Genomic DNA, 21684 nt, shown 5'->3' on the forward strand with positions numbered 1-21684 from the left:
GCCATGGCCCTTCCCGCCGAACTGATGCCCGTGCAGCCGCAACACCGGTTCGACGAAGGCATGCTGTCGGCATATCTGCAGGCCAATCTTGCTGATTTCCGCCCACCGCTGACGGTCAATCAGTTCAAGGGTGGTCAGGCTTCGCCTACTTTCCTGCTGCATAGCCCGGGGCAGAACCATGTGCTGCGCAAGCGCGCGGTGGCGAAGAAGGGCAGCACGCTGGTTGAAAGCATCGACCGTGATTATGCGCTGATCTCGGCATTGCATGCCGCCGGCCTGCCGATGGGCCAGCCGAAGCTGGTCTGTCTGGATGAAGCCGTGATCGGCACGCCGTTCTATCTGCTGGATTATGTCCAGGGGCGGCATTTCCGCGATCCCAATCTGCCAGGCATGGATGCGAAGCAGCGCCATGCCATCTACGAAGCCATGGCTCGCGCCATGGCGCAGGTGCATGAGCTCGATCCGCTCGCACTCGGTCTGCCGGCCAATGGCACTGGCAGCGATTATCTGTCGCGCCAGGTGGCGGCCCTGGTGCAGCAATACAATGCCAACCGCACCGAGGATATCGGTGCGATGACACGGCTGCTGGATTGGTTGCCGGCGAATGTGCCGCAGGATGGCATGACCAGCCTGATGCATGGCAATTTCCGCATCGATAATCTGGTATTCCATCCCAGTGAGCCGCGCGTGGTGGCGCTGCTGGATTGGGATGTGGCGGCGGTCGGCCATCCGCTGGCCGATCTAGCGATCAACTGCATGCCCTACCGTGTCACCATTCCCGGCATGGGCAGCCTGCAAGGTATCGATTTCATCGATACCGGTATTCCGGGCGAGCATGATTATGTCGCCAGCTACTGCACCGCGCGTGGGCTGGAAGGCATCGCGCACTGGAACTTCTTCCTCGCCTTCGCGTTGTTCCGTGTCGCGGTGATGGCGCAGGGCATCTACAAGCGCGGCAGCGAACGCGCCCCGGCAACGCCGACGGTGAAGGCTTATGCGGCGGTGGTGCGTTCCGTCGCCAACCAGGCCTGGAACCTGGTCGACGGCGGCGACGACTAGGCATATTCCTATAACAGCACGCCGTCATGCCCGCGAAAGCGGGCATCCCATTATTACAGTGAAGGAAAATGGGACCCTCTGTAAGCGCGCGAACGCCAAAGGCGTTCGTGGGCGCACAGGCCCGAAGGGCCGGCGCGAGGGTGACAGAACGAAGCCGGTGCCTACCTATTCCGCCAGGCCGTGGAACGAGCGCAGCGCGAAATCGGCGGCGCGGCCGAAGATGGCGGCCTTCCAGGGCGCGGTATCGACATAGAAGGCATCGCGCATCTGGCGCTTGAGCTGCTGGCCGAGCGGCGAATTGAGGTCGCCGCGCGCATGCAGCCAATGATCGGCGCGCAGCGCGTTCAGCACTTCCGGCACCGGCTTGGTGCCGTATTCCAGCGCCACCGACACCACTTCGATGCTGGGCGGCAGATCGAGGAAGGCTTCCGGCACCGTGCCGGTCACCTTGGCCGAGGTCGAGCTGCCATCATTCGGATCGGTGACGGACGGACCGTACCATGCCTTGGCCTTGTCGACGCCGCGCATGCTGCCGAGCATCACCGGGCCGACATAGATCGGTTCGCCATAGCCCATCGGCCCAAGGCCGGTATGGTAATCGATGCTGGCGAGCTTCAGCGCGTTTGCAGGCACATGCTCCATGAGGATGCGGCGCAGCGTGGTGTTCGACCAGGTGGCCTGGCCGCCGCCGAAGAACAGGCCATCGCCATGGCTGTATTGCCCGCCGGTGACGGCGGCCTGATAGGCGCGCAGGCCGTGCTTCTGCTGATAGTCGAGGATCGCCTTGTCGGCGGCGGCCTTGGCCGGGCCGTCCCAGTCGGCCGGGATCAGCCAGTCATGCACGTCCTTGTAGGCGGCATTGTTCGGCAGCGGCTTGGCGAAATCCTGGAAATTGCGGTTGAGGTCCACGTTGTCCTCGGTCACCCGGCGGATCCAGGCAAAGCCGTAGGGATTGATGGCGTGGATCATCACGATCTTGGTGTCGGCCGGCGCGGCTTCATAGATGCGCTCGTTGAAAAAGCCGATCTGGCAGCCCGAGCCGCAGAAGCCTTCGGCGCCGTGGGTGCCGGAGATGGTGAGGTAGACGCGCTTGGCATCGGCCGGGCCGAGGCAGGCGACATCGGTGGTCAGCGGTGCGCCATCGGGTGTGTGCGCCTTGGGATTTTCATAAGCCGTCAGCGTGGCGCCGGCGGCCCGGGCCGCGGCGCGGAATTTCTCCCGCGCCTCGGCATAGGTGGCAGAGAAGTGATCGGAAACAGTCATGGGGAGACGCTCTTTTTTGTTGTGTCTTTTATACTCGACCGTTTCCGGTCCTTAACTTCTGCCTAGTTCCAGCGCTGCAGCTCAAGGCGACCGATCTGGTTGCGATGCACCTCGTCCGGGCCATCGGCGAAGCGCAGCGTGCGCGCCTGGGCGTAGGAATAGGCCAGCCGCTGGTCGTCGGAAACGCCAGACGCGCCATGCACCTGCATCGCCCAGTCGATCACCTGGCAGGCCATGTTCGGCGCCGCCACCTTGATCATGGCGATTTCCTTGCGTGCCGCCTTGTTGCCCACCATGTCCATCTTCCAGGCTGCGTGCAGCGTCAGGAAGCGGGCCTGGTCGATCAGGATGCGTGATTCGGCAATGCGTTCCAGCGTCACCGTCTGCTCCGATACCGGCTTGCCGAAGGCAACGCGGCTCTTGGCGCGCTTGCACATCTTTTCCAGGCTGCGCTCGGCCAGGCCGATCAGACGCATGCAATGGTGGATGCGGCCCGGGCCGAGGCGGCCTTGAGCAATCTCGAAGCCACGGCCTTCGCCGAGCATCATGTTGCTCACCGGCACGCGGACATTCTCGAACACCACTTCGCCATGGCCATGCGGCGCATCGTCATAGCCGAATACCGGCAGCATGCGCAGCACCTTCACGCCGGGCGTGTCGCGCGGCACCAGCACCATGCTCTGCTGCAGATACTTGTTCGGGTTGTTGGCGTCGGTCTTGCCCATGAAGATGATGATCTTGCAGCGCGGGTCGCCGATACCCGACGTCCACCACTTGCGGCCATTGATCACATAATGATCGCCGTCGCGCTTGATCTCGGACTCGATGTTGGTGGCATCCGACGAGGCCACCGCCGGCTCGGTCATGGCGAAGGCGGAGCGGATTTCGCCCGCCAGCAGCGGCTCCAGCCACTGCTTCTTGTGCTCCTCGGTGCCATACCGCTCGATGGTCTCCATGTTGCCGGTATCCGGCGCCGAGCAGTTGAATACTTCCGGCGCCAGGAAGGAACGGCCCATGATTTCGCACAGAGTGGCGTATTCATGGTTCTTGAGGCCGGCGCCGTGATGGCTGTCGGGCAGGAACAGGTTCCACAGGCCCTGCGCCTTGGCCTTGGCCTTCAGTTCTTCCACCACCTTGGTCGGTTCCCAGCGGTCGCCCTCGGCGATTTCCGCGAAGAAGCGGTCCTCGCTCGGATAGATATGCTGGTCCATGAAGCGGGAGACCTGCTCCTGCAGGTCTTTCACGCGGTCGGAGAAATCAAAATCCATTGCTGTAGGTCCTTGTTCGATAGTTAGCCGATAACGGTTGACGGACCGAGTTTAGTCCCGCGCAGGGGAGGCGGATAGGGTCAGCCGGGTGGCCGAAAAATCAGGGGGGATCAGCGACGGGCGGAAAAGAAGTCGCGCAGCAGGGCGGCGGAATCTTCCGCTGCCAGCCCGGCATAGACTTCCGGGCGATGGTGGCAGGTGGCCTGGGCGTAGAAGCGCACGCCGTTTTCCACCGCGCCGCCCTTGGGATCATCGGCGCCGTAATACAGCCGCCGCAGCCGCGCGAAGGAAATTGCTGCAGCGCACATAGGGCAGGGCTCCAGCGTCACATAGAGGTCACAGCCCATCAGCCGCTCCTGGCCCAAGGCGGCGGCGGCGCGGCGGATCGCCAGTATCTCGGCATGGGCGGTGGGGTCGTTGCCGGCCCGGGTCTCGTTGCCGGCCTGGGCCACCACCTGGCCCGTCGCGCCATCCACCAGCACGGCGCCCACCGGCACCTCGCCGCGCAAGGCTGCGGCGCGCGCCTCGGCCAGCGCCAGATCCATATAGCCGGAAGCTTGTTTCATGGCGCCAACCTGCGGCAGCGCGCCGGGGGCGTCAAGCGGGGATTATTACATCTTGCATATTACGTGAGACGTAATATATTGAGGTATGATCAAAAGTTTCCGCTGCAAGGAAACCAAAGCGCTGTTCGAGGGTTTGAAGACCCGCCGCTTCGAAATCATTCGTGCCGTGGCTTACCGGCGGCTGGATATGCTGAATGCGGCCCAGGCCCTGAATGATTTGCGGCAGCCGCCAGGCAACCGGCTGGAGGCATTGAAGGGCAGTCGGCGTGGCCAGCATAGTATCAGGATCAACGATCAGTGGCGGATCTGCTTCATCTGGCGCGATGGCGCCGAGGATGTAGAAATCGTCGATTATCATTAGGAGGCCAGCGTGCGCATCACCACCCATCCCGGCGAAATTCTGCGTGAGGAATTCATGTTGCCGCTCGATTTGAGCGCCAATGCCCTGGCGCTGGCGTTGCGTGTGCCGGCCAACCGCATCGGCGCCATCATCCGCAAGCAGAATCCCCGCGCGGTGACCGCCGATACCGCCATGCGTCTGGCGCGCTATTTCAACACCACGCCGCATTTCTGGATGAACTTGCAGAGCGCTTACGACCTTTCCGTGGCCCAGGCTAAGCTGCAAGGCGCCATTGATCGCGATGTGCGGCCCCACGCCGCTTGAGCCGCTGTCGCCTCGGGCCTATAACCGCGCCATGACCAGCCAAGCCAAAGCCCCCCTGATCGGCCTGACGCTCGATTCCGAGCAGCCCGGCGGCTATTCCAAGTTCCCGTGGTATGCGCTGCGGCAGAATTACTGCTCGGCGGTGACCGAATCCGGCGGCGTGCCGCTGGTGCTGCCGCATGAGCCGACGGCAGCCGCGCGCTATGTCGAATTGCTGGATGGCCTGATCGTCACCGGCGGCGCTTTCGACGTCGATCCGGCGCTGTTCGGCGGCGGCGCCAAGCATGCCACCGTCACCACCAAGGACGCGCGCACGCAATTCGAATGGGCTATGGTTAAGGGCATGCTGGCGGCGGACAAGCCGGTGCTCGGCATCTGCGGCGGGCAGCAATTGCTCAACGTGGTGCTGGGCGGCACGCTGATCCAGCATATCCCCGATGCGGTGCCGAACGCCCTGGCGCATGAACAGCCCAATCCGCGCAACGAGGCCGGCCATGATGTGGCGATCACCCCCGGCACAAGGTTGCAGGCGATTGTTGGCCGGGATGCGCTGCCGGTGAATTCGGCGCATCACCAGGCGGTGCAGCAGGTGGCGCATGGTGCCGCCATCAATGCACGCGCCTCCGATGGTGTGATCGAAGGCATCGAGCATGCCGGCTACCGTTTCTGCATCGGCGTGCAATGGCACCCGGAATTCTTCATCTCGGAAGGCGACCGCGCGCTCTATGCCGCCTTCATCGCTGCGGCGGCAAAATCATGACCGACAAGACCAAAAACGCTGCCAAAGCCGAGGCCAAGGACGGTGCCAAAGAGGGTGAACGCATCGCCAAGCGGCTGGCGCGCGCCGGCCTGTGTTCGCGCCGCGATGCCGAACGCTGGATCGTCGAAGGCCGTGTGATGCTGAACGGCAAGCTGCTGACCACGCCGGCGGTGGTGGTGACTGCTGCCGACCGCATCGTGGTGGATGGCCAGCCGGTGGGGGGGCCGGAACGCACGCGGCTGTGGCTGCTGCACAAGAAGCGCGGCCTGATGACCACGCATCGTGATCCGCAGGGCCGCCCGACGGTGTTCGAGCAACTGCCCGAGGACATGCCGCGCGTCATCTCGGTCGGTCGGCTCGATTTCAATTCCGAAGGCCTGCTGCTGCTGACCAATGATGGCGCCCTGGCGCGCAAGCTGGAATTGCCGAGCCAGGGCTGGCTGCGGCGCTACCGCGTGCGCGTGCATGGCCAGGTGGTGGAGGCGCTGTTGGCACGGGTGGCCAATGGCATCACCATCGATGGCGTCGAATATGGCCCGATCCAGGCCAGCATCGAGCGCCAGAAGGGCGATAATGCCTGGCTGATCATCGGCCTGCGCGAAGGCAAGAACCGCGAAATCCGCCGTGTGCTGGAGCATCTCGGCTATCCGGTCAGCCGCCTGATCCGCGTTGCCTATGGCCCGTTCCAGCTCGGCAACCTGGTGGAAGGCGAAGTGCGCGAAGTGGCCGGCAAGGTGCTGGCCGAGCAGCTTGGCGAGAAGCCGGCGAAGCGTCCGCGCACGGGTCAGGATCGCGGCCAAGACCGCTCCAAAAAGCCCGGCTGATGCGCATAGTCGGCGGCAGCCATCGCGGCCGCGCGCTGCATGCGCCAGCGGAGCAGAGCACGCGCCCGACCACCGACCGCGTGCGTGAATCGCTGTTCAACATGCTGCTGCATTCTCCCGCCTTGCTCACTGACGAGGGCAAGACCCGGCTGGATGGCGGCATCGTGCTGGATGCTTTCGCCGGCAGCGGTGCTCTGAGTTTTGAGGCGCTGTCGCGCGGCGCGCTGCATGCCTATCTGTTCGAGATCGATGCGGCGGCGCGGCGCTGCATCCTGCGCAATGCCTCTGATCTGAACCTCGCCGAACGTATCACCCTGCGTGCCGCCGATGCGCGCCAGCCAGGCCACGCCGTGGCGCCGGTGGATATCGTCTTCCTCGACCCACCCTATCGTTCAGGGCTTGGCACGCCAGTATTGCAGGGCCTGGACCGCGAAGGCTGGCTGAAGCCACAGGCGCTGGCGATCATCGAGACCGATGCCAAGGGCGCTTTCGCGGTGCCGGATGGTTTCGATCTGCTGGAAGAACGCCAGCAAGGTCCGGCGCGGCTGACATTCCTGCGGAAGCAGCCCTAGCTTCGTCATGCCCGCGAAGGCGGGCATCCCATTGCCTCGCAAGTGAAATGAGACCCTGTAAGCGCGCGAACGCTACAGGCGTTCGTGGGCGCACAGTCCCGAAGGGCCGGCGCGAGGGTGACGTGGCATGCGATACGCCTAATCTTCCACCGACTTTGTACCCAGATCGGCATCGAGCTGCTCGTGGAATACCTTGATGCCGTATTCGAGCTGACCGAAGGTGAAATGCCGGTTGGCGCCGGAGCGCAGGGAAGCCTGGATGCGCTCGGAAATCCACAGGTCTTCCGCCTGGAACACGCCGCCTTCGATCAGTGCGAAGGAACGCTGCCAATGGTCGCGCTCCTTGTCGTTGCGTGGCGGGTGCGGGGTGAGCATCGTATGCACGAAATCGGTTTCGTCCGTGCCAGCCGGATACATCGTCAGGATGCTGGTGTAATCGGGATGCAGCACCAGCACGGTGTTGGGATAGATCACATAGGCGAAGCTGACATGGCGCCGTGCATCCCAGTCGCTTTCCGGCAGATGGGCGATCTCGCCGAATTCCTGCCGTGCCACGATGGAGCGGATATGGCGGCCGACGCGGTCCAGGATCGCGGCGCCATCCTGGAAGAACGGCCCGACGGTTTTGTGATGCAGCCGCACCACATGGTAGCTTTCCAGGAAGGCATCCATGATCAGCTTCCAGTTGGTCTTGCGCCGCGTCACCGCGCGGGCAAAGCCATGCATGGCCTTGAAGCCGAATACATCCAGGTCTTCGCCGAGGCCGGAGAGGAAGCTGCTCAAATCCATATCGTCGGCGTCACCAGCCTGGGGGATGCCCCAGATCAGGCCGTGGCGCACCTCCAGCGGAAACGGCGTCAGGCCATGCTGCGCTGGATCCAGGCCGGGGAAAGTGTCCAGGCAGGGGATGTGCTTCACCCTGCCATCCAGATCATAGGTCCAGTTGTGATACGGGCAGACCAGGGATGATTTGCGCGTCGGCTCAGGGCAATCGGTAAGCCGCACGCCGCGATGGCGACAGGCATTGAGGAAGCCGCGAAGCTGCCCGTCGCGGCCACGCAGCAGCAGCAAGGGGCGGTCGATGATATCCAGGGTCAGGGTGTCGCCGGGCTTGGGCAGGGTGCTTTCATGCCCCAGCACCAGGGGCATGCGCCGGAACAGCCGCTCCTGCTCCAGCGTGGCGCGGACGGGATCGTAGTAGACCTCGGGTGCGATATGGAACGGGCGCGCCAGCTTCTCGGCCCGCTCGGCGGCAAGGCCGTTCAGCAGGCGCCGGAATTGCGCCAGATGCGCCGGATGCCGCACCCTGAAATCCTCCCTGTGGCCCGCTGGATGGAGCCTTTCTTATCCCCCAGGGAAGCACGATGGCCCGAAAATGCAAGCGGAATTGCCAAAACTGACGTTACGTCAAGTGGTTAGCGGCATTTCGCGGCCGCAACCGGCTTTCATTGCCCAGGCCACGCTTGGGTGCTAAAACCCGCGCCATGACAAAGCCTCAACCCATTGCCCCGGAATCCATGGTTTCCGAGGCAGTTCCCGCCGGCATGAAAAAACTCGCCCTGGAGGTCGGCTTCATGGCGGTGAACGGCCCGCTCTGGGGCCGGCTCGATCCCGATGACGGCATGCCGGTGATGGGCTTCCGGGTGGAAGAACGGCATATCAATCCGGGCCAGATCTGCCATGGCGGCATGATGATGACCTTCGCCGACATGCTGCTGGGCTTCACGGCGGGCATTGCCGCTGGCGGCCGCAAGTTCATTCCGACAATCCAGTTGACCGGTGACTTCGCCGCCCCGGCGCCGCTGGGCGCCTGGGTCGAGGGCAAGGGCCGCCTGGTGCGCCTGACCCGCAACATGGGTTTCGTCGACAGCCTGATCACCGCCGATGGCGTGCCCTGCCTGCGCGCCAATGGCATCATGAAGATTCCGTCGCAGGATACGCCGCATGGCGATATCCGCCGCCTGTTTGGATAAGCACCTTGGCCACCGACCTTTCCCTGATCCGCAACTTCTCGATCATCGCCCATATCGATCACGGCAAGTCGACCCTTGCCGACCGCCTGATCGAAACCTGCGGCGCGCTGGAGAAGCGCGAGATGACCGAGCAGATTCTCGACAGCATGGATATCGAGAAGGAGCGCGGCATCACCATCAAGGCACAGACCGTGCGCTTGAACTATCAGGCAAAGGACGGCAAGACCTATGTGCTGAACCTGATGGACACGCCCGGCCATGTCGACTTCGCCTATGAAGTCAGCCGCAGCCTGGCGGCCTGCGAAGGCTCGCTGCTGGTGGTGGATGCCAGCCAGGGCGTGGAAGCGCAGACCCTGGCCAATGTGTATCAGGCGCTTGATGCCAACCACGAAATCGTGCCGGTGCTGAACAAGATCGATCTGCCGGCGGCGGAACCCGACCGCGTCAAGGCGCAGATCGAGGAAGTGATCGGCCTGGATGCCACCGACGCGGTGGAAATCTCGGCCAAGACCGGCCTGGGCATCGACAAGGTGCTGGAAGCCCTGGTCACGCGGCTGCCGGCGCCGAAGGGCGACCGCGATGCGCCGCTGAAGGCGCTGCTGGTGGATAGCTGGTACGATGCCTATCTCGGCGTCGTGGTGCTGTTCCGCGTCGTCGATGGCACGATCCGCAAAGGCCAGAAGATCAAGTTCATGTCCACCGGCGCGGTCTATCCGGTGGAGCGCGTCGGCGTATTCACGCCCAAGCGCGTGCTGATGGATGAACTCGGCCCCGGCGAGATGGGTTTCTTCACCGCCGCGATCAAGGAAGTGGCCGATACCAACGTGGGCGACACGATCACCGAGGACAAGCGCGCGACCCAGACGGCTCTGCCGGGCTTCAAGCCTTCGGTGCCGGTGGTGTTCTGCGGCCTTTATCCGGTGGATGCCTCGTCCTTCACCGAATTGCGCGACAGCCTGGCCAAGCTGCGGCTGAACGATGCCAGCTTCCATTTCGAGATGGAAAGCTCGGCGGCGCTCGGCTTCGGCTTCCGCTGCGGTTTCCTCGGCCTGCTGCATCTGGAAATCATCCAGGAGCGCCTGGAGCGCGAATTCAACCTCGATCTCATCACCACGGCGCCGAGCGTGATCTACAAGGTGCATCGGATCGATGGCACCGTGGAAGACGTGCATAACCCGGCCGACATGCCCGATCCGACCCAGATCGACCATATCGACGAGCCGTGGATCAAGGCCACTATCATGGTGCCGGACGAGTATCTCGGCAGCATCCTCAAGCTCTGCGAGGACAAGCGTGGCCGCCAGATCCAGCTTACCTATGCCGGCAACCGCGCCATGGTGGTCTATCGCCTGCCGCTGAACGAAGTGGTGTTCGATTTCTACGACCGGCTCAAGTCGGTGAGTCGTGGCTATGCCAGCTTCGACTACGCCATGGACGAGTATGAGACCGGCAATCTGGTGAAGATGTCGATCCTGGTGAATGCCGAGCCGGTGGATGCACTGGCCACCATCGTGCATGCCGCGCGCGCTGAAACGCGGGGCCGTCAGCTCTGCGAACGGCTGAAGGAACTGATCCCGCGCCAGATGTTCAAGATCGCCATCCAGGCGGCGATCGGCGGCCGCATCATTGCCCGCGAAGACATTTCCGCCCTGCGCAAGGACGTGCTGGCGAAATGCTATGGCGGCGATATCAGCCGCAAGCGCAAGCTGCTGGAGAAGCAGAAAGAGGGCAAGAAGCGCATGCGCAATGTCGGCAATGTGGAAATCCCGCAGGAAGCCTTCATCGCCGCGCTCAAGATGCCGGAACCCTGATCGGGGCTGGAGTGGGACTCTGCTCTAGCTGAGCGCGCCGAAGCGGGCGCGCTGCTTCGCCTCCGGCTTGCGGAACAGCCAGATCGCCACCACGCCGATGGCGGCCAGCACGATGGCACCGGGCTGGTGCAGCAGGCCGGTCATGCCCGGGTCCCAGATATAGGCTGGCAGGTAGCGTTCAATCAGGGCCTGCAGCAGGGTGAGGCTGCCGGCATCGAGCTGGTACCAGAAGGCACCCAGTTCGCCCAGGCGGGCCTGGCCGGTCTCCAGCCAGTTCAAGGCATCGCCGCCCAGTGCCATCAGGCTCAAGGCCACCAGCACCCAGCCGATCCAGCGCCCCAGAAACATCGTAACCCCCGCAGAAAGCCCTATCGGCCAATAGCTTAAAGCCAGGGACGGGACAATTGCAAATTCGCCTAGCCTAAGTATAGTGCCGCCCGCGCTGGATGGGTGGCCGAGTGGTCGAAGGCGCGCGCCTGGAAAGTGCGTATACCCCAAAAGGGTATCGTGGGTTCGAATCCCACCCCATCCGCCACGCAGTCACCCCCTGGAGAACCGATTCTCCGCGGGGCGGCAAATCATCGAACATTCCGCGCGCTTTGCGCCAATACGGCCCCGGAGATCGGGGCTCCGGGGCGTCATTTCGGGTGTCGATAGCTGGCTGAATGGCTAGCTTTCTCCGGCGGCGCGTCGATGATATAGGGGGCGAACCATTTCACATGTGCCATGGCCGCTGAGGGCAGACCACAAAGAAGCACAAGCGAAACCACACCCGCAAACCTTAGACGCTTCATGGTTTCGCCCCCTTGATGACCTTCGCTTACTCAGCCGCCTCCTTGGCCTGCTCGCCAAGTACCACTTTAGCGTAGATGATGCCGAGCCCATACGCACCGCCATATTTCTTGGCGATGCCCGTGGTCAGGTCGTAGGTTTCGAGGCGGGCCCAATCGCGCTGCAATTCCAGCAGGTATTGCAGGGCGGTCATCGGGCGGGCGCCGGCCTGCACCATGCGTGCCATGGCGCGCTCATGCGCCTCCCCGGAAACATCACCGCAGGCATCGGCGATCACATAGACCTCGAAGCCCTGTTCCAGCGCCGAGAGCACCGGGTCGACGATGCAGACCGAGGTCCACAGACCGGAGAATACCAGCCGCTGCTTGCCGATGCGGTTGACCTCCCGGATCACGGCTTCGTCCTCCCAGGTATTCATCGTCGTGCGGTCGATCAGGGCCTGGCCTGGGAAGGCGTCGGTGATCTCGCTGAACATCGGGCCGGAGAAGGTTTTCTCGGCGGCCGTGGTCAGGATGGTCGGCACCTTGAAGCCGGCTGCCGCCTTGGCAACCATGGCTGCGTTATTGCGCAGGGCAACGATGTCGATCGATTTGGTAGCGAAAGCCATCTGCGACTGGAAGTCGATCATGATGAGGGTGTGGTCGGGGCCGTTGAGCAGGGATTTCGCGGGCTTTGCGGTGGCGGTGAGCATGATGGGATTCCTTGGATCGGAGAGAGAGGGGAGGAAGGTTTACTCGGCCGCTGCGGCCGTTACGGTCAAACCGAGCGCCTTGGCCACGCCGGCGCCATAGGCCGGATCGGCCTTGGTGCAATTGCCGATATGGCGCTGCTTGATCTCCAGCGCGGCGTCGCCCATGGCGCGGGCGGTATTCTCGAACAGCACCTGCTGCTGTGCCGGGGTCATCAGCCGGAACAGGTCGCCCGGCTGGCTGTAGTAATCCTCATCCAGGCGATGATCCCAGTGCCAGGCATCGCCGGCGGCCAGGGGCTTCTCATTCAGCGCCGGCTGGTCCTGCCATTCCTTGTAACTGTTCGGCACATAGCCGAGGCGGGCGCCCTGGTTGCCATCGGTGCGCATGGCACCATCGCGGTGATAGCTGTGGAATGGGCATTTCGGTGCATTGACCGGGATGTTGCTGAAGTTCACGCCCAGGCGATAGCGCTGCGTGTCGCCATAGGAGAACAGGCGGGCCTGCAGCATCTTGTCCGGCGAAAAGCCGATGCCCGGCACGATATTGGCTGGCGAGAAGGCGGCCTGTTCCACCTCGGCGAAAACATTCTCCGGGTTGCGGTTCAGCTCCAGCACACCCACCTCGATCAGCGGATAATCCTGGCGCGGCCACACTTTGGTGAGATCGAAAGGATTGAGGCGATAACTGCCGGCCTCGGCTTCCGGCATCACCTGCACATAGAGCGTCCAGCGCGGGAAGTCGCCGGCCTCGATGCTGCCATACAGGTCGCGCTGATGGCTTTCGCGGTCATTGCCGATCAGGGCGGCGGATTCGGCATCAGTCAGGGTCTCGATGCCCTGATGGGTTTTCAGCGTGAACTTGACCCAGAAGCGCTCACCTGCCGCGTTGATGAAGCTGAAGGTATGGCTGCCGAAGCCATGCATGTGGCGGTAGGTCCGGGGGATGCCGCGGTCGCTCATCACGATGGTCACCTGATGCAGTGCCTCGGGCAGCAGGGTCCAGAAATCCCAGTTGTTATTGGCGCTGCGCATGCCGGTGCGCGGATCGCGCTTCACGGCATGGTTCAGATCGGGGAAGCGCAGCGGATCGCGCAGGAAGAAGACCGGCGTGTTGTTGCCCACCAGATCCCAGTTGCCTTCCTCGGTATAGAACTTGACCGCGAAGCCACGGATATCGCGCTCGGCATCGGCAGCGCCGCGCTCGCCGGCAACGGTGGAGAAGCGCACGAACAGGTCGGTCTGCTTGCCGATCTCGGAGAATATCCTGGCCTTGCTGTAGCGGGTGATGTCCTGGGTCACCGTGAAGCTGCCATAGGCGCCGGAGCCCTTGGCATGCATGCGGCGCTCCGGGATCACCTCGCGGTCGAAATGCGCCAGCTTCTCGATCAGCCAGATATCCTGCAGCAAAGCCGGGCCGCGCGGGCCGGCGGTCATGGTATTGAAATTATCGGCAACCGGGGCGCCGTTGGCATGGGTCAGATGCGGCGGCTTGGTGCTGTCGGCCATGATGGGGTTCCCTCTGTTGGATTTCTGGAAGCGGCATCGGTCGCTGGTGCAGGCAGAATGCGGCGATGCTGCATGGCGCGAAATCAGACGAAAGGTTCCAGGCCCTATATCAAGGTATGGCTCGTGGCCACGCCCCAAATGGCCCTCGCCTTAATTCAATCCGATCCGCCTAAAAAATGATCTGGTTTGGAATAGGAAGTAATAATTCACTTACTTATGTTGCGAGGTTGCTTCTCCGCCGCTACGCTGTGTTTCAAGCCATCCATTCCGACAGCGAAACAGCGTATGGGGAAAAGCAGCGCATGGGAAAGATAGCCGCCCGCCTGACCGAACTGGGTCTGGTGTTGCCGCAGGTGCCGCGCCCGGTGGCGAATTTCCTGCCCTATCGGGTCGATGCCGGCGTGGTCTATCTTGCCGGCCAGACCAACGATATCGACCATGTACCGCATCTGACCGGCAAGGTGCCGACGGATCATTCGCCGGAAGTGGCGCAGCAGGCCGCACACATCTGCGCGCTTAATCTGCTCGCCTGCCTGAATGCAGCCTGCGAGGGCGATCTTGACCGTGTGACCACCTGCCTGATGGTGCGCGGCTTCGTCAACGCCACGCCGGATTTCGACAAGGTGCCGTTCGTGATCAATGGCGCGTCCGATCTGTTCGTCGCCCTGTTTGGCGAGGCCGGCAAGCATGCCCGCACCGCCATCGGCGCCGCGACCTTGCCGCGCCAGGCGCTGGTGGAAGTGGATGCCATCTTCAGGATTCGCCCATGAGCATATCTGCTGAGGCTAAGGGCAGCGCATCATCGCAGCAACTGGTGCAGACGGCCGTGCAGCGTATCGCCGAAGTCGAGCCCCAGGTGAAGGCCTGGGTTTCAGTCGATACCGAGGGCGCCATGGCCGTGGCGCGGCAGCAGGATGCCGCACCCGATAAAGCCGGTCCGCTGCGCGGCGTCACTATCGGCGTCAAGGATGTTGTTGATCTTGCCGGCTGCCAGACCCTGGCTGGCAGCAGGACGCGCCAGAATGTTGCCGTGGCCGCCACCGATGCCGCCTTAGTCGGCCAGTTGCGCGCGGCCGGCGGCATCGTGCTGGGCAAGACCGTGACCACGGAATACGCCACCATGGATCCCGCCGCCACGGTCAACCCCTGGACTCTGCGGCACACGCCCGGCGGATCGAGCAGCGGCTCCGCTGCCGCTGTTGCTGCCGGCATGGTTGCGGTTGCCATCGGCACGCAGACGGCTGGATCGATCTGCCGTCCCGCCGCCTATTGCGGTGTTGCGGCGCTGAAGCCGAGCCATGGCTTTTTCCCGCGCGATGGCGTGGTGCCGCTGGCGCCGAGTTTCGACACGCTGGGCTTCATGGCACAGCGCGTGGCGGATTGTGCCTTCGTGCTGGAGGCGCTTACTGGGCAGCCGCGTCCGCCATTGGTGGCAAAGCCTAGGATCGGCTTGCCATCCCGGCATTTCTATCCAGAAGCCGATGCGGAAAGCCTGGCGCTGCTGGACCGCATGGCGCAACTGGTGGCGCAGCATACTGATTGCGAAACTGTGGCAATCGATCCGCCGTTTGACCGCGATGCCGTGGTGGCGCAGCATCGACGGGTGATGGCTGGCGAAGCCTATGCCGCCCATGGTGCCGTCTATCATGCGGCGGCCGATATGCTCGGGCCGCGCATCCGTGAATTGCTGCAGATGGGAGCGGGGCTTTCAGCGGCGGAACTGGATGATGCGCGTGCGTGGCTGGCAGAATGGCGCGGCAATGTCTGGCACGCCCTTGCGGACTGCGATGCGATCCTGACTCTGCCGGTGCCGGCATCAGCGCCGGAAGGTTTTTCCACTACCGGCCCTGCGGCCTACCTGATTCCCTGGACTGCCCTGCTTGGGCCGCTGGTGGTGATGCCGGGTGGGCTTGATCGCCATGGCCTGCCGCTGGCGACCATGCTGGCGGCGGCACCGGGTAGGGATCACGCGCTCATGGCGCTGGCCGAGCGACTGGAGCCACTGGCCTATCAGCTGTCTGCGCGATGACCGTTCAGAAAAAGCAAGTGCGCCAGCGGCGCAAGACGCGGAGCGTTGGCAAGCGGGATGCGGCCAGAACGCGCCAGCAGATACTGGACGCCGCCATTGAGGAATTTTCGCGCCACGGCTTCAGCGGTGCTCGCGTCGACGCCATCGTGGCGCGGGCGAAATGCAACATGCGCATGATCTATCACCATTTCCGGGACAAAGAGGGCCTGTATGTAGCGGCACTGGAAGCGGTGTATGAGGAAATCCGCACCGCCGAACAGCAGCTTGATCTGGAGCATATGAAGCCAGCGGAAGCGATGCAGCGGCTGGTGGAATTCACGGTTGATCATTTTGCCGCGCATCCACATTTCGTGCGGCTGACCAGCACCGAGAACCTGCACAAGGGCAAGTTCATCAAGGTTTCGAAGCGGATTCCCGTCCTGTCATCGCCGCTGATCGAAACCATGCGCCAGTTGCTGCACCGTGGCGAAGCCGATGGCATTTTCTGTTCCGGCACCGATCCGTTGCAGCTCTATGTCACCATCGTGGCGCTGAGCTGCCATCACTTGAACAATGGCTACACGCTGTCGGCGACTTTCGAGGCCGATATCCGTTCGGCGGCATGGCAGGCGGCGCGCAAGCTGCATGTCAGCCAATTCGTCATGGCCGGTCTCAAGGCGCGCTAGACGACGGTGCAGTTTTCCGGCTGGTTTTGCCGTCGCAAGGCAAAGGGCGGCAACTATTGCGGGTAATTGTGACCAGGTAATGGCAATCAGCCTGGGCGACCAGGTTCGATGAAATAATATAAGCTTTTGTGATTACAGGGAGAAATTCTATAATCCGGCCTTCCTTGGTCGGCTCTCCACCACTCCCGGTATTCACATGAAAAAGATTGTTGCTGCGGCACTGGTTCTGGCTTCGCTCGTCGTGGCCGCAGGCGGCGGAGGCTATTGGCTTGGCCGCCAGCATGGCGCACCGGCCCAGATGGCTTCTGCCGGCGAGTCATTCGAATTCCTGCGCTACAGCTTCAAGCGCAAGCAGAGCGACAGCAACGATCCATATGCCCATATAGCCGATGATGATGACCGGGCGCGCAATCGGCCGGTCGAACAGGTCTGCCTGGCTTTCAGCCGGCCGCTGGCCAAGGCGGATGCCTATGAGGGCCGCATCAAGGCCGCGACGGTCGAGAAACTCGCGGTTCGTGTCGAGCAGCAGAGCCTGTGCCTGAGCGGCTGGCCCAGCGGCCTGGCGGCGCTGGATCTGGTGCTGCCCGCTGGTCTGGTGGCGGCGGATGGTGCGCGCACCCTCGCGGAAACCAAGCTGCGCATCGATTTCAAGCTCGATGCCAAGGAGCGTCTGGTCACTTTTGCCGGCACCGGCTCGATCCTGCCGCAGGTCGGCGCCACCGGCATTGCCATCGAGACGAAGAATGTCGACCGCGTGCGCCTGCGCGTGCTGCATGTCAGCGATGCCAAGCTGATGCGCGACTGGCCCAAGCATCGGGCCAAGCGCAAGACGGTGGAGAATGAGGCCGTCGAGGATGACGACGACTATTACTACTATGACAACAGCCTGAGCCGGCTGAATGCCGGTGGCGGCTATGTCGTTTGGGATGGCACAATGGCGGTGGAGAATCGCGGCGAGGAGCGCAGCACCACCAGCTTCCCGTTGACGCGAATCCTGCCCGAGCGCCGACCGGGCGCCTATCTGCTGATCGCGGAGGATGATGCCAAGGCGTCGTCACGCTATAACTATTACAGTTCCGATGCTCCGGCGACGCGCTGGGTGATCGAAACCGATATCGGCCTGACCGTGCTGCAGGGCGAGGATGGCCTGCACCTGCTGGCACGCTCTTACGATACCGCCAAGCCGATTGCCGGCCTGGATGTTGCCCTGGTGGCGGAGAATCGCCGCGATCTTGGCCGCGCGACGACCGATAAGGATGGTCGCGTGCGCTTTGAGCGCAGTCTGTTGCAAGGCCAGGATGGCAACCGGCCGCAGGCAGTGTTCGCCTATGGTGCGGAAGGCGCCTTTGCCTTCCTTGATCTCAACCGGCCGGCTTTCGATCTCTCGGATCGCGGTGTTTCGGGTCAGCCGGCTTTGCGTCCGCTGGCGGCCTTCCTCTATGCCGACCGTGGCATCTACCGGCCCGGCGAACGCGTGCATCTTTCCGCGATGATGCGCCGCGACACTTCGGATGCCCTGGCTTCGCCGATAACCTTGGTGATCCAGCGACCCAATGGTGCCGAGTTCCGCCGCCAGACCCTGCCGCCGGATGCCGGCGGCGGCGTCCATTTCTCCACCGAGTTGCCGCCGGGTGCCGTACGCGGCTTGTGGAGCGTGCTGGCTTTCGCCGATCCCACCGACAAGCCGATCGGCCGCCTGAGCTTTGAGGTGCAGGATTTCGTGCCGCAGCGCCTGGCGGTGCACGGCACGATCAGTCAGCCCACTTATAATCCGGCGGCGCCGCCGGAATTGCAGATCGACGCGCAATGGCTCTATGGCGCACCGGCGGCGGAATTGCAGTCCTTCGGCGAATTGCGCATTGCCCGCGATACCAATGCGTTTCCGCAATGGCGCGGCTGGCAGATCGGCCGCCATGACGATCCATTCGAGGATGTGTTGCTCAAATTGAACGCCGAGGCCACCGATGGCGATGGCCGCGCGGTGATCCGGCTTGAGCCCAGCAATCTTGGCTCCACCCTGCCGCTGAAGGCGATTACCAGCTTCGGCGTCTATGAGCCGGGTGGCCGCGCCACCGAGGAGCGGCTGACCTTGCCGGTGCGCCACCGCGAGGTTTTCCTCGGCATCAAGCCGGGCTTCGATGACAACAAGGTGGCCAATGGCACGGAAGCCGTGCTGTCGGTCGCCGCCTTCGATGGCGAAGGCCGGCAGATCGCGCGGCCCGGTGTTACCTGGCGGCTGGAGCGGGAAATCTGGGATTACATCTGGTATCGCGACGACAATCGTGGCGGCCGCTGGACCTACCGTACTTCGGTGCGCCTGGAGTCGGTCCGCAGCGGCGACTGGTCGCTGACCGCCGACAAGCTGCAGGAATTGCGCTTTGTCACCGATCCGTGGAGCCGCTATCGCCTCACCATTGAGGATAAGGAAGCCAAGGCAGCGGCGAGTTATCGCTTTGCCTCCGGCTTCGGCAATTCTTCGCCCGACGAGGATATCCCGGACAAGGTGGCGGTTTCGGCTGACAAGACCGGCTATGCCGTGGGTAGCAAGGCGCAGGTGTCGATCAAGCCGCCCTTCGCAGGCGAGGCGCTGGTGATGGTGGCGACCAACCGCATCCTGTGGTCGCAGCATGTCTCTCTGCCGGCTGATGGCGCGACAGTGGAAATCCCCGTTGCTGCCGATTGGGGCGCTGGCGCCTATATCCTGGTCGATACCGTGCGTCCGCTGAAAGGCGGCTCGGCGCGCGATCCGGTGCGCGCCATCGGCCTGAACTGGCTCGCCATCGACAATGCCGCGCGTCAGGTGGCGGTGGCGATGAACGTGCCGGAGCTGGTGCCGCCGCAAGGCAAGCTCACCGTGCCGGTCTCGGTTTCCGGTCTGGCACCCGGCACGAAAACGACGCTGACAATTGCCGCCGTGGATGAAGGCATCCTGGCGCTGACCCGTTTCGTCACACCCGATCCGGCTGATTTCTATTTCGGCAAGCGCCGGCTCGGCCTTGATCTGCGCGATGATTATGGCCGGCTGCTTGATGGCCAGTCCGCGCCTGCTGGCCGTGTCCGCCATGGCGGCGATGAAGTGGGCGGCGCCGGCCTGCAGACCGTGCCGACCAGGACGGTGGCTTTGTTCTCCGGCCCGGTCGAGGTTGATGCCAGCGGCAAGGCCAGTGTCGATTTCGACATCCCGGATTTTGTCGGCCAGCTGCGCCTGATGGCCGTGGCTTACAATGCCAGCCAGGTCGGCAAGGGCGAGGCGCGCGTCCGCGTGCGCCATCCGCTGGTTGCCGATGCTTATTTCCCGCGTTTCCTGGCGCCAGGTGATAAGGCGCGCATGACTTTGTTCGCACAGAATGTCGATGCCCCCGAGGGCAGCTACAGCTTTGCCGTCTCCACGTCGGGCGTGGTGACTCTGACCGGCGAGCGGCAACTGGCCTTGCCGCTGGCGGTGCGCGAGTCGAAGCAGGCCAGTTTCGAGTTGAGTGCCGAGCAGATCGGTACCGGCGCGATTACGCTGGCGGTCAGTGGTCCGAACGGCCTGGCTTTCACCCGCGAATGGCAGATCGAAAGCCGCTCGCCGCATTATCCGGTGACACTGGAGCGCAAGCAGATGCTGGCACCCGGGGAGGCGATGACGCTCGGCCCCGACCTGCTGGCGCCGTTCCATGCGGGCAGCGTGAAGCTGGCGGTCAACCTCAGTGCCATCCGTGGCATTGATGTGCCCGGTCTGATGCAGTCGCTCTCCCGTTACCCCTATGGCTGTACCGAGCAGATTACCAGCGTGGTGCAGCCGTTGCTGAGCTTCGATGATTTCAGCCTGCTTGGGGCGGCTTCGCCGGCGGAAGTGCAGCGAATTCGTGCCCGCGTGCAGCAGGCCATCGATACATTGCTCGACCGCCAGGGTGAGGATGGTGTGATCGGCCTGTGGCGCGTTGGCGATCATGGTGCCGATTCCTGGCTGATCACTTATGCCATCGATTTCCTACAGCAGGCGCGCGAACGAGGCTACACCGTGCCCGAGGATGCCTTGCAGCGTTCGAAGAAATTCCTGCGCATGCTGGTGGATGGCCGTTCCGGCGAGAATGTGGATGACGACATATACGGCTATGGTCCATATGCCCAGGCCAATCGGCTGCGCGCGCGTGCCTATGCGCATTACCTGCTGGCGCGTGGCGGCGATCCACAGCGTGCCATGCTGCAGCGTCAATGGGGTGATTTCCAGAAGGCTGGCAACGGCATTGCGTCCGGCTTTGCCGCTGCCGCCCTGGCCTTGTCTGGCGAACGCGATCAGGCAGCGATGATCTTCCGGCGCGGCGCCGGCCTGATCGGCGATGCCCAGGCCGTATTCTATGGCTCGCGGCTGCGCGATCAGGCGTTGTTCGCCGCGCTGGCGGCCGAAAGCCTGGGTGTGGCGGCAGCGGCGCCGTTCTTCGAGCAGATAGAAGCGGCCAATCCCGCCGCCGAGCGTTTGACAACGCAGGAAAAAGCCTGGCTGTTGCGCGCCGCGAATGCCGCCAAGCGCAACAGTGAATTGCGGGTGGATGATAACGGCGCCGAGCGCAGCCGCAGCAATGTAGTGGCGATGAGCCTTTCGCCTCCGGTGCAGGCGCTTGGCACCGGCTACCGCATCACCAACCGCTCGGCATTGCCCGTGGCCGCGAGCCTGATGGTGCATGGTGCGCCGCGTGCGGCGGCACCGGCGCTGGAAAGCGGCTACAGCCTGAGGAAGACGGTATACACTCCCGGCGGCGACCGCATCGATCTGGCTGATGCTAACAGCATTCGCCGCCATGACCGGCTGGTGGTGGTGCTGGACGGCAAGGTGCACGACCGGCTGTATCATCAGACCGTGCTGGCCGACCTGCTGCCCGCCGGCTGGGAGATCGAGACCGTGATCAAGCCGCCGCGCGGCAGGGATGATACGCCATTGTCCTATCCCTGGCTGGGGGCGCTGTCGCTGCCGATGCTCGCGGAGCAACGCGATGATCGCTTCGTCGCGGCCTTCGAGCTGAACAATACGGCGCGTCGCGACCGCTTCGGTTTCCTCTATGAACGCGAGGATTCCTGGCGCGACCGCGTGCTGGCGCCGGGTAGCGACTTCCGCTTCGCCTATGTGGTGCGCGCGGTCACAATCGGCAGCTTTACCCTGCCAGCTGCCAGTGTGGAGGACATGTACCGCCCCGAACGGATGGCGCGTACCGCAGCCGGCAGCATCGTTGTTCGGCCTGAATGATATCTCGCGGCGGG

At 63.5% G+C, this 21684-nt stretch carries 19 protein-coding genes and 1 tRNA gene; 13 read left to right on the plus strand and 7 right to left on the minus strand.

Features of this window, described 5'->3' with window-relative positions:
• Positions 1-3: 3 nt before the first annotated feature.
• A complete protein-coding gene (locus ACQY7X_RS11080) occupies positions 4-1059 on the plus strand; it encodes a phosphotransferase (RefSeq protein ID WP_428249978.1) in 1056 nt (351 codons plus the stop codon).
• Positions 1060-1224: 165 nt separating this feature from the next.
• Here the strand turns inward: ACQY7X_RS11080 and ACQY7X_RS11085 are convergent, their stop codons facing one another.
• From ACQY7X_RS11085 to ACQY7X_RS11095, 3 genes are all read right to left on the minus strand, one after another.
• Positions 1225-2322, minus strand: a complete 1098-nt coding sequence (locus ACQY7X_RS11085; protein WP_428249979.1) for a M14 family metallopeptidase — start codon at positions 2320-2322, stop codon at positions 1225-1227.
• A 62-nt stretch (positions 2323-2384) separates the two neighbouring features.
• Positions 2385-3590, minus strand: a complete 1206-nt coding sequence (locus ACQY7X_RS11090; protein ID WP_428249980.1) for an acyl-CoA dehydrogenase family protein — start codon at positions 3588-3590, stop codon at positions 2385-2387.
• A gap of 110 nt (positions 3591-3700) precedes the next feature.
• On the minus strand, positions 3701-4156 hold the full coding sequence (locus ACQY7X_RS11095) for a nucleoside deaminase (protein WP_428249981.1): 456 nt from the start codon (positions 4154-4156) through the stop codon (positions 3701-3703).
• An 85-nt stretch (positions 4157-4241) separates the two neighbouring features.
• Here ACQY7X_RS11095 and ACQY7X_RS11100 point away from each other — a divergent pair, with 85 nt between their 5' ends.
• Genes ACQY7X_RS11100 through rsmD form a run of 5 tightly spaced genes read left to right on the plus strand, consistent with a single transcriptional unit; the run spans position 4242 to position 6976 of the window.
• Positions 4242-4517 (plus strand): type II toxin-antitoxin system RelE/ParE family toxin, encoded by a 276-nt coding sequence (locus ACQY7X_RS11100; RefSeq protein WP_428249982.1) that lies wholly within the window; start codon positions 4242-4244, stop codon positions 4515-4517.
• Between the two features lie 9 nt (positions 4518-4526).
• Positions 4527-4820, plus strand: a complete 294-nt coding sequence (locus tag ACQY7X_RS11105) for a HigA family addiction module antitoxin (RefSeq protein WP_428249983.1) — start codon at positions 4527-4529, stop codon at positions 4818-4820.
• Positions 4821-4851: 31 nt separating this feature from the next.
• Positions 4852-5580: a gamma-glutamyl-gamma-aminobutyrate hydrolase family protein gene (locus ACQY7X_RS11110; RefSeq protein ID WP_428249984.1), complete on the plus strand. Its 729-nt coding sequence runs from the start codon at positions 4852-4854 to the stop codon at positions 5578-5580.
• Positions 5577-6404, plus strand: a complete 828-nt coding sequence (locus ACQY7X_RS11115; RefSeq protein WP_428249985.1) for a pseudouridine synthase — start codon at positions 5577-5579, stop codon at positions 6402-6404. The genes ACQY7X_RS11110 and ACQY7X_RS11115 overlap by 4 nt, the downstream gene beginning before the upstream one ends.
• Positions 6404-6976 carry a 16S rRNA (guanine(966)-N(2))-methyltransferase RsmD gene (rsmD, locus tag ACQY7X_RS11120; protein WP_428249986.1) on the plus strand — a complete coding sequence of 191 codons (573 nt, stop codon included), beginning with the start codon at positions 6404-6406 and terminating at the stop codon, positions 6974-6976. The genes ACQY7X_RS11115 and rsmD overlap by 1 nt, the downstream gene beginning before the upstream one ends.
• Positions 6977-7114: 138 nt before the next feature.
• Here rsmD and ACQY7X_RS11125 read toward each other — a convergent pair whose 3' ends face one another.
• Positions 7115-8281 (minus strand): aromatic ring-hydroxylating oxygenase subunit alpha, encoded by a 1167-nt coding sequence (locus tag ACQY7X_RS11125; protein WP_428249987.1) that lies wholly within the window; start codon positions 8279-8281, stop codon positions 7115-7117.
• Between the two features lie 239 nt (positions 8282-8520).
• Between ACQY7X_RS11125 and ACQY7X_RS11130 the strand changes: the two genes are divergently transcribed.
• Both ACQY7X_RS11130 and lepA read left to right on the plus strand, forming a co-directional pair.
• On the plus strand, positions 8521-8949 hold the full coding sequence (locus ACQY7X_RS11130) for a PaaI family thioesterase (protein WP_428249988.1): 429 nt from the start codon (positions 8521-8523) through the stop codon (positions 8947-8949).
• Positions 8950-8954: 5 nt separating this feature from the next.
• A complete protein-coding gene (lepA, locus tag ACQY7X_RS11135; protein ID WP_428249989.1) occupies positions 8955-10760 on the plus strand; it encodes a translation elongation factor 4 in 1806 nt (601 codons plus the stop codon).
• Between the two features lie 24 nt (positions 10761-10784).
• On the opposite strand, the gene ACQY7X_RS11140 is transcribed toward lepA, so the two are convergent.
• Positions 10785-11108 (minus strand): hypothetical protein, encoded by a 324-nt coding sequence (locus ACQY7X_RS11140; protein ID WP_428249990.1) that lies wholly within the window; start codon positions 11106-11108, stop codon positions 10785-10787.
• A 96-nt stretch (positions 11109-11204) separates the two neighbouring features.
• Between ACQY7X_RS11140 and ACQY7X_RS11145 the strand changes: the two genes are divergently transcribed.
• Positions 11205-11295 (plus strand) — tRNA-Ser (locus ACQY7X_RS11145).
• Positions 11296-11580: 285 nt separating this feature from the next.
• Here ACQY7X_RS11145 and ACQY7X_RS11150 read toward each other — a convergent pair.
• Positions 11581-12243 (minus strand): hydrolase, encoded by a 663-nt coding sequence (locus ACQY7X_RS11150; protein ID WP_428249991.1) that lies wholly within the window; start codon positions 12241-12243, stop codon positions 11581-11583.
• Positions 12244-12282: 39 nt separating this feature from the next.
• Positions 12283-13749, minus strand: a complete 1467-nt coding sequence (locus ACQY7X_RS11155; RefSeq protein WP_428249992.1) for a catalase — start codon at positions 13747-13749, stop codon at positions 12283-12285.
• Positions 13750-14051: 302 nt separating this feature from the next.
• Here ACQY7X_RS11155 and ACQY7X_RS11160 point away from each other — a divergent pair, with 302 nt between their 5' ends.
• From ACQY7X_RS11160 to ACQY7X_RS11175, 4 genes are all read left to right on the plus strand, one after another.
• Positions 14052-14519 carry a RidA family protein gene (locus tag ACQY7X_RS11160; protein ID WP_428249993.1) on the plus strand — a complete coding sequence of 156 codons (468 nt, stop codon included), beginning with the start codon at positions 14052-14054 and terminating at the stop codon, positions 14517-14519.
• Entirely contained in the window at positions 14516-15778 is a 1263-nt protein-coding gene (locus ACQY7X_RS11165) for an amidase (protein ID WP_428249994.1), read from the plus strand. Before ACQY7X_RS11160 ends, ACQY7X_RS11165 begins: the two co-directional genes overlap by 4 nt.
• A complete protein-coding gene (locus tag ACQY7X_RS11170) occupies positions 15775-16443 on the plus strand; it encodes a TetR family transcriptional regulator (RefSeq protein ID WP_428249995.1) in 669 nt (222 codons plus the stop codon). The genes ACQY7X_RS11165 and ACQY7X_RS11170 overlap by 4 nt, the downstream gene beginning before the upstream one ends.
• Before the next feature lie 196 nt (positions 16444-16639).
• Positions 16640-21670, plus strand: a complete 5031-nt coding sequence (locus ACQY7X_RS11175; RefSeq protein WP_428249996.1) for an alpha-2-macroglobulin family protein — start codon at positions 16640-16642, stop codon at positions 21668-21670.
• The last annotated feature ends 14 nt before the right edge of the window (positions 21671-21684 follow it).

The sequence above is a fragment of the Ferrovibrio sp. genome (assembly GCF_965278975.1).
Classification (GTDB): domain Bacteria; phylum Pseudomonadota; class Alphaproteobacteria; order Ferrovibrionales; family Ferrovibrionaceae; genus Ferrovibrio.

What these genes read in the sequence shown, in the direction of transcription:
- ACQY7X_RS11130 (WP_428249988.1), top strand. Translation starts at nt 8,521, where the DNA reads ATGAAAAAACTCGCCCTGGAGGTCGGCTTCATGGCGGTGAACGGCCCG.
- ACQY7X_RS11100 (WP_428249982.1), top strand. Translation starts at nt 4,242, where the DNA reads ATGATCAAAAGTTTCCGCTGCAAGGAAACCAAAGCGCTGTTCGAGGGT.
- ACQY7X_RS11155 (WP_428249992.1), bottom strand. Translation starts at nt 13,749, where the DNA reads ATGGCCGACAGCACCAAGCCGCCGCATCTGACCCATGCCAACGGCGCC.
- ACQY7X_RS11175 (WP_428249996.1), top strand. Translation starts at nt 16,640, where the DNA reads ATGAAAAAGATTGTTGCTGCGGCACTGGTTCTGGCTTCGCTCGTCGTG.
- ACQY7X_RS11115 (WP_428249985.1), top strand. Translation starts at nt 5,577, where the DNA reads ATGACCGACAAGACCAAAAACGCTGCCAAAGCCGAGGCCAAGGACGGT.
- ACQY7X_RS11140 (WP_428249990.1), bottom strand. Translation starts at nt 11,108, where the DNA reads ATGTTTCTGGGGCGCTGGATCGGCTGGGTGCTGGTGGCCTTGAGCCTG.
- ACQY7X_RS11150 (WP_428249991.1), bottom strand. Translation starts at nt 12,243, where the DNA reads ATGCTCACCGCCACCGCAAAGCCCGCGAAATCCCTGCTCAACGGCCCC.
- ACQY7X_RS11165 (WP_428249994.1), top strand. Translation starts at nt 14,516, where the DNA reads ATGAGCATATCTGCTGAGGCTAAGGGCAGCGCATCATCGCAGCAACTG.
- ACQY7X_RS11160 (WP_428249993.1), top strand. Translation starts at nt 14,052, where the DNA reads ATGGGAAAGATAGCCGCCCGCCTGACCGAACTGGGTCTGGTGTTGCCG.
- ACQY7X_RS11170 (WP_428249995.1), top strand. Translation starts at nt 15,775, where the DNA reads ATGACCGTTCAGAAAAAGCAAGTGCGCCAGCGGCGCAAGACGCGGAGC.
- ACQY7X_RS11085 (WP_428249979.1), bottom strand. Translation starts at nt 2,322, where the DNA reads ATGACTGTTTCCGATCACTTCTCTGCCACCTATGCCGAGGCGCGGGAG.
- ACQY7X_RS11080 (WP_428249978.1), top strand. Translation starts at nt 4, where the DNA reads ATGGCCCTTCCCGCCGAACTGATGCCCGTGCAGCCGCAACACCGGTTC.
- ACQY7X_RS11110 (WP_428249984.1), top strand. Translation starts at nt 4,852, where the DNA reads ATGACCAGCCAAGCCAAAGCCCCCCTGATCGGCCTGACGCTCGATTCC.
- ACQY7X_RS11090 (WP_428249980.1), bottom strand. Translation starts at nt 3,590, where the DNA reads ATGGATTTTGATTTCTCCGACCGCGTGAAAGACCTGCAGGAGCAGGTC.
- ACQY7X_RS11095 (WP_428249981.1), bottom strand. Translation starts at nt 4,156, where the DNA reads ATGAAACAAGCTTCCGGCTATATGGATCTGGCGCTGGCCGAGGCGCGC.
- rsmD (WP_428249986.1), top strand. Translation starts at nt 6,404, where the DNA reads ATGCGCATAGTCGGCGGCAGCCATCGCGGCCGCGCGCTGCATGCGCCA.